At 57.9% G+C, this 6,886-nt stretch carries 7 protein-coding genes; 5 read left to right on the top strand and 2 right to left on the bottom strand.

The features are described from left to right. Nucleotides 1–49: 49 nt before the first annotated feature. Nucleotides 50–976 carry a L,D-transpeptidase family protein gene (locus tag F451_RS0114210; protein WP_020682050.1) on the top strand — a complete coding sequence of 309 codons (927 nt, stop codon included), beginning with the start codon at nucleotides 50–52 and terminating at the stop codon, nucleotides 974–976. Between the two features lie 179 nt (nucleotides 977–1,155). On the opposite strand, the gene F451_RS0114215 is transcribed toward F451_RS0114210, so the two are convergent. Together F451_RS0114215 and F451_RS28090 are read right to left on the bottom strand one after the other, a co-directional pair. Continuing rightward, the gene (locus F451_RS0114215) at nucleotides 1,156–1,431 is read right to left on the bottom strand and encodes an Lpp/OprI family alanine-zipper lipoprotein (protein ID WP_020682051.1); all 276 of its coding nucleotides are present in this window, start codon (nucleotides 1,429–1,431) and stop codon (nucleotides 1,156–1,158) included. 102 nt (nucleotides 1,432–1,533) lie between these two features. Further along, nucleotides 1,534–2,091, bottom strand: a complete 558-nt coding sequence (locus F451_RS28090; protein WP_169434516.1) for a L,D-transpeptidase family protein — start codon at nucleotides 2,089–2,091, stop codon at nucleotides 1,534–1,536. A 216-nt stretch (nucleotides 2,092–2,307) separates the two neighbouring features. On the opposite strand from F451_RS28090, the gene F451_RS0114225 reads away from it, so the two are divergent. The 4 genes from F451_RS0114225 to F451_RS0114240 all read left to right on the top strand — a co-directional run. Beyond that, nucleotides 2,308–3,201 (top strand): AraC family transcriptional regulator, encoded by an 894-nt coding sequence (locus F451_RS0114225; protein WP_020682053.1) that lies wholly within the window; start codon nucleotides 2,308–2,310, stop codon nucleotides 3,199–3,201. A gap of 163 nt (nucleotides 3,202–3,364) precedes the next feature. Further along, nucleotides 3,365–4,252 (top strand): AraC family transcriptional regulator, encoded by an 888-nt coding sequence (locus F451_RS0114230; protein ID WP_020682054.1) that lies wholly within the window; start codon nucleotides 3,365–3,367, stop codon nucleotides 4,250–4,252. A gap of 141 nt (nucleotides 4,253–4,393) precedes the next feature. Then, the gene (locus F451_RS0114235) at nucleotides 4,394–5,428 is read left to right on the top strand and encodes an NAD(P)-dependent alcohol dehydrogenase (RefSeq protein ID WP_020682055.1); all 1,035 of its coding nucleotides are present in this window, start codon (nucleotides 4,394–4,396) and stop codon (nucleotides 5,426–5,428) included. A 446-nt stretch (nucleotides 5,429–5,874) separates the two neighbouring features. Continuing rightward, nucleotides 5,875–6,886, top strand: a 1,012-nt coding sequence (locus tag F451_RS0114240) for an ABC transporter substrate-binding protein (RefSeq protein WP_020682056.1), incomplete at its 3' end; no start/stop codon positions are given.

Below are 6,886 nucleotides of genomic sequence, written 5' to 3' on the forward strand. Positions count from 1 at the left end.
AACGGCTTATACTGCAGGCATCAACCGGTTAAGAAATGCGGACCCTCCCATGATCGACTCCCGAGCCTGCCAAAGGCTGCTCTGCGCAGCACTGGTCCTGCTCAGCGGCACACTTGCCCGTGCCGAAACCTTTATACTGCCGCCCCCGGATCAGGACATCGTCGGCGAAGTGCGCATTACCCGTGCACGCCAGTCCGATACCCTGCTGGACATCGCCCGGGCCTTCAATCTGGGCTACGAGGAAATTGTGCGGGCCAACCCGGGCGTGGATCGCTGGCTGCCGGGCCAGGGCACCGATGTGATACTGCCCAACCAGCTGATCCTGCCCGATGCGCCGCGTGACGGTATAGTGCTCAACGTGCCGGAAATGCGCCTGTACTATTACCCCAGACCCGAGCCGGGTGAGACACCGGTGGTGATCACGCACCCCGTCAGTGTCGGCCGAATGGACTGGACAACACCACTGGGGAAAACCACGGTGATCCAGAAGCAAGCCGATCCGCCCTGGTATCCGCCCGCTTCAATCAAGGCCGAACATGCCCGCAACGGCGATATTCTGCCCGACGTGGTACCCGGCGGACCCGGCAATCCGCTGGGGCGCTTTGCACTGCGCCTGGGTATTCCGGGCTATCTGATTCACGGTACCAACAAGGAATATGGCATCGGCATGCAGGTGACGCACGGCTGCGTGCGCCTGTACCCCGAGGATATCGAACGGCTTTACAGCCTTGTGCCGGTGGGAACACCGGTGTACATCATCAACCAGCCGGTCAAGATTGGGCGCCACTCGGATGGCCTCTATGTCGAGGCCCATCCGGCGATGGATGAGCTGTCCGACACGGGCGCAAACCTGCAGGCGCAAACCCTGCTGAGCATCGCCGCCACCGCGGAACAGCAATACACTGAAATAGTGCCCTCTGCCATTCAGCTGGCACTGCAACAGTCTGACGGCATACCGCTGCGCATCAGTCGTTAGGAGGCTATCCGAGGGAAAGGGTACAAAAAATGCCTCTATTGACCAGTGGAGTGGAAATTTTTCGCAGAAATGCAGGAAGCAGAGCAACAGACGGAGCCGTTGCCGAGCAGATCAGTATGAAGTCCGGCAAGCGGCAGGGGCCTGTGGGCCGAACGGCGCACAGGCCCCGTCGCACGGGGTTATTTCATCATGGATTTCTGGAACATGCGGTTAATTTTTTCTTCCGTCGCCATACTGCGGGCGTTGGCTTCAGCGGCCATGGCCTTGGCTTCGTTCGCCACGCGCAGCGCTTCATCGGCGGTCGCCTTGGCGCTCTCTGCGCTCGCTTGAACGCTCTGCATATCCTGTTCGTGCACTTGCTGCATGGAACGCATATCACCTGAGCTGGCACAGCCAAAAGACAGGGCCGCAAAGGCAGCGAGGGCAGACACTTTCAACATATCGCGGGTCCTCATTTAAAACTCTCCTTATTTCGCTGGAAAAGAAGTGGCAACCGATTAGATTGTACGCCCAGCATGGATCAGTACACCACAGGGACCAATCCGTAAGCCCCATTCCTAACGAATTTCCACCCGGGTGCCCGGCGCCACCCATTTGACCAGACGCCGCATCTCGGCATCGGTCAGCGCCACACAACCATCGGTCCAGTTGAACAGGCCATGTACCTCAGGATCGCCGCCCCCGAGTCCGTGGATGCCGATCTGTCCGCCCAGGGGCGTATCCTGGGGCGGTGTGCGACCGGCATCCAGTGCCGCGATAATGCGTGCGTGGGTTCGGCCGTCAATGCGCTTATCCTGCAGTGCTGCCTGGGCATACGCCCGGTTCGGATAATCCAGACCGATAAAGAGCCCGAATCGACTCTGGCGGTTAAACCAGCTCACTCGAAAATCGCCCAGCGGCGTCTTGCCGTCGCCGCGATGCAGCTTAAGCCCGGCCCCGGCAACGCCCAGGGCGATACGACTGAAATTGTCCAGTACCCTGTCACCTTCCAGTACCTGCAATGTCTGAGCCTTGGTATCGACCTGAACCCAGACATCGGCCACAGCGTGGCCCGCAAGCGTCCCGCAGAACAACGCCGCCAACAGCCACTGTCTAGCACGCTTTGTGACGGTCACGCCTGCCTCCCAACCGATGTATTCCCACGCTCTGAGCTTAGATAATCCGTGTTCGCGCAACAATGGGCACGTCCTCCCGCCCGCGCGATATTGGCTGACACTCGACACCTTGGCCAAGAATAAACCGTTGCTGCACGGCAGTAACGGTTTATGCTTGTTGATACAGCGCCCTGAAATACAGACACTCAAGCTTTGGAACTCTAACGACACGCCATCATGACCGACAAAGCACGTCTTCAGCCGGAATTTGAGCGGGTTGACCAGCTGGGGGACGAATCCATCCGCTACCTGCAGCACGGCTATCCCTGTGAACTGGTGCGCTGGCACTATCACTCGGAATACGAGCTGCACCTGATCAAGGCCACCAGCGGCAAGGTCTTCGTAGGCGACTATATTGGCAACTTCAACGCCAACCAGCTGATTCTGGTCGGGCCCAACCTGCCCCATAACTGGATCAGCCAGTTACCGGAAGGTGAGTCCGTGGCACTCAGAGACCGGGTCATCAATTTTTCCCATGAACTGATCGAAACCTGCAGCACCACCTTTCCGGAAATGCAATCGCTGGCACCCTTCTGGGAGCGCGCTCAGTACGGTATAGAGTTCCTCGATCCCGCCATGATTCACCAGGCCGATGCCCTGTTCGAAGACCTGGCCAATGCCCGCGGTTTTCGCCGCCTGACCCGCTTCTGGACGCTACTCGACCTGCTTGCCGCGACGTCGGAGTACCGGGTGCTGTCATCGACCAACTACATCCCCATCGCCGACAAGAAGACACTTGAGAAGGTCAACGAGGCTGTGCAGTACATCGTCGCGCACTACAATCAGGATCTGGCGCTGGAGGATGTTGCGAGCCGGCTGGACATGGGACCGAGCTACTTCTCGAAGTTCTTCAAGAAGGCCACCGGTCGGCGCTTTATCGACTTCGTCAACGGCCTGCGTATCAACCTCGCCTGTGAGCGTCTGGCCCACACCGACGAGCCCATCACCGATATATGTTTTTTCGCCGGTTTTAACAACATCGCCAACTTCAACCGACGCTTCCATGCCATCAAGGGCATGACGCCATCCGAATACCGCCGCACGTCATCGGATCTGCTCTACCGCGGCTAGGAGGCTCCCCGAGCATGCAGTATCACCGTTAGACGGCACAATAATTCGAGGCTGTTAACGCGGGGCACTTGCCAACCAGGATAAAAGTGACATTCAATGCGGGTCGTCCCCGACGACGCACCGGCCTGTGACCAAGATGTCAGTAACGTTCAGGAAATCCCTCATGCAGTCTGACCCGCAACACCAACCAGACTATGAATGGGTCGAAAAGCCGGCCTGTGAATCAATTCACTACATTCAGCACGGCGTTCCCAGCACACTGATTCGCTGGCATCATCACCGGGAATTTGAACTGCACCTGGTACGCTCGACCTGTGGAAAAGTGTTTGTCGGCGACTATATTGGCAACTTTCGGCCGGGCAACCTGGTGCTGGTCGCACCGGACTTGCCGCACAACTGGATCAGCGACCTTGCCGATGGCGAAACAGTGCCACTCAGAGACCAGGTGATACATTTCCCCGCCATGCTGCTGAGCGACGCTCAGGCCCTGTTCCCGGAAATGCGCGCGTTAGCACCGCTGTTGGAGCGCGCAAAACGGGGCCTGGAATTCATCCATCCAGATACGCTTGCGCAGGCAGCAGAGCTGTTCGACGCTATCGCCCAGGCCCGGGGGCTGGAGCGCCTGGTCCGATTCCTGGCCCTGCTGCAGCTCCTGTCCAGTACAGAACACTATCGCACCTTGTCCAGTGCCTGGCATCAGCCCCTCACCGACAGTAAAAACCTGGACTGGCTGAACAGGGCCGCCGACTACATCCTGCAACATTACCAACGCGAACTCCCGCTGGATGAGGTTGCTCTTTACATGCAGACGAGCCAGACCCAGTTTTCAAAACGTTTCAAACGGGTGTCGGGGCACAAATTCGTGGATTTCGTCAATATGCTGCGTATCAACCGGGCCTCTGAAATGCTGGCATACAGCGGCACCCCCATTACCGAAATTTGCTTCGCTGTAGGCTACAACAACATCGCCAACTTCAATCGCCGTTTTCTGGAGTTCAGGGAAATGACACCCAGCGAATACAGGAAATCAGTCCCTCAGCGCCTGCTTTGATTGCGTCAGTGCCGCCACCGGCAAAAAAGTACAGCCCCTTCGCCGCAGGGTATTTTTACTTCGTTTAAAAAAAATCTCTAATGAGCCCCTCACGCAGGATGTCCGCATAGACGGCACATCGAAAAAAATACCGGGGGCGCCATGCAAGCACTGATTTTGGAACATGCAGGAAAACTGTCAATTCGCAATATCGCAATTGATCGGGTTATGGGCAGGGACGACGTGAAGATTGCGATGCGCAATGTCGGCGTCTGTGGCAGCGATGTGCACTACTACAAGCACGGCGCCATCGGCCCTTTTGTGGTACGCGAGCCCATGGTTCTTGGACATGAGGCGTCCGGCATCGTCACGGCGGTGGGTGGCAACGTGACGCACCTGCAACCCGGCGACAGGGTCTGCATGGAGCCCGGCATCCCTGATTTGAAATCCCGCGCGACACTGGAGGGAAAATACAACCTCGATCCGGCGGTCCGCTTCTGGGCCACCCCACCCATTCATGGCTGCCTGATGCCTGAAGTCGTACATCCCGCCAACTTTACCTTCAAACTGCCGGACAACGTGAGCTTCGCAGAAGGTGCACTGATTGAACCGCTGGCCACTGGCATGCAGGCCGCCGACAAGGCGCGCATTCGGCCGGGCGATGTTGCCGTGGTCATCGGTGCCGGCACCATTGGCATACTCACTGCACTCTGCGCACTGGCCGGTGGTTGCAGCCGTGTCATCATCGCCGACCTGGTGCAGGAAAAGCTGGATATCGCCGCGCGGTACGATGCCGTTACGGCCGTTAACATAGCCCATGACAACCTGGCGGAGTCAGTTGCAAGCCTGACCGAGGGCTGGGGGGCGCAGGTTGTTTTTGAAGCTTCAGGTAGCCCCAAGGCCTATGCAAACCTGTTTGACCTGGTCTGCCCCGGTGGCTGTACAGTGCTGGTCGGCATGCCGCCGCAAGCGGTAACGCTCGATATTGTGGGCATGCAGGCAAAGGAAATCAGAATAGAGTCCGTGTTCCGCTATGCCAACCAGTTTCCCCGCGCCCTGGCGTTGCTGGGCTCAGGCAAGCTGGATATCAAGCCCATGATTTCCGGTATATTTCCGTTCGAGCGGGGTATCGAGGCATTCGAAAGGGCCGCCCGGGCAGAACCCGGTGACGTCAAGGTGCAGATCAGCTTCGAATAGGCAAGCTGAGCCTTGATCCGCCAGGAGTCACCGACTGCTACCCGTGAATCATTACCCGTATTTAGGTAACGGCGCCAAGACCCTGAATACACCCTCACGCCGAAAACTTCACTGCCGGGACAGCGGGCGTATGTACCGCCGCACGATGTCCCGCACGCGTTACCCGCGATCAAATACGTACTTTTATGACTCAAGCCTGAAAAAAAAACCTTAAAACGCCGCACAAACAACCAAATACGGCAGCTTGACCATATTTCAAATATGACAAATGGCAAAAAAGTATAGATTTGGCTCGACAGGGTATTTGTGCCGCCGACCCTGTTCGCAGTGTAATAGCGTTGTCTTGAGAGACTTCCGATACGCACTGCGGTGCCGTGATTTGAAGTTTCAAGCGCAGGATTACTGATACACCGACCGAAACCATAATCATAATAGAGGTTCGTCACGTGAAGAATTCACCCATTCGCTCGGCCCTGTTTGCCGCCACCCTGGCTGCAGTTTCAGGCACCTCACTTGCCAGCACCACCGTCACTATCGGCACCGTTAACAACGGTGACATGATTCGCATGCAGGAACTGTCTGCGGCCTTTGAACAGGCCAACCCGGACATCAAGCTGGAGTGGGTGGTGCTGGAGGAGAACGTGCTGCGTCAGCGTCTGACCACCGATATCGCCACTGATGGCGGTCAGTTTGATGTCATGACCATCGGCATGTACGAAACCCCGATCTGGGGCAAAAAAGGCTGGCTCAAGCCCATGGACAACCTGCCGGCGGACTATGACCTTGAGGATATTTTCCCGTCGGTGCGTAACGGCCTGTCGGCAGAAGGCACGCTCTATGCGCTGCCGTTCTATTCCGAAAGCTCCATGACCTATTACCGCAAGGACCTGTTCGAGGCGGCAGGCCTCAGCATGCCCGAACAGCCGAGCTGGGAGCAGATGCGCGACTTCGCCAAGGCGTTGCACAAGCCGGAGCAGGATCAGTACGGTCTCTGTCTGCGTGGCAAGGCGGGCTGGGGCGAGAACATGGGGATCGTGACGACCCTGGCCAACAGCTTTGGTGCACGCTGGTTCGACGAGGGTTGGAAGCCGGAGTTCACCGGCGAAGCCTGGACCAATGCGATCGAGTTCTATGTCGATGTCCTGAACAAGTACGGCCCGCCGGGAGTATCCTCCAACGGCTTCAACGAATCCCTGGCACTGTTCAACTCCGGCAAGTGTGCCATGTGGGTCGATGCCACCGTGGCTGGTTCCTTCGTCACCGACACGAAGGAGAGCGTGGTTGCAGACAAGGTGGGCTTTGCATTGGCTCCGAAGCAGGTAACCGAGAAAGGCGCCGGCTGGCTCTGGTCCTGGGCGCTGGCGATTCCGGCCAGCTCCGATGCCAAGGACGCCGCCACCGAGTTCGTTACCTGGGCCACCTCCAAGGGATACAGCGATCTGGTCGCGGAGAAGTTCG

Source organism: Marinobacterium rhizophilum DSM 18822 (assembly GCF_000378045.1).
GTDB lineage: Bacteria > Pseudomonadota > Gammaproteobacteria > Pseudomonadales > Balneatricaceae > Marinobacterium_A > Marinobacterium_A rhizophilum.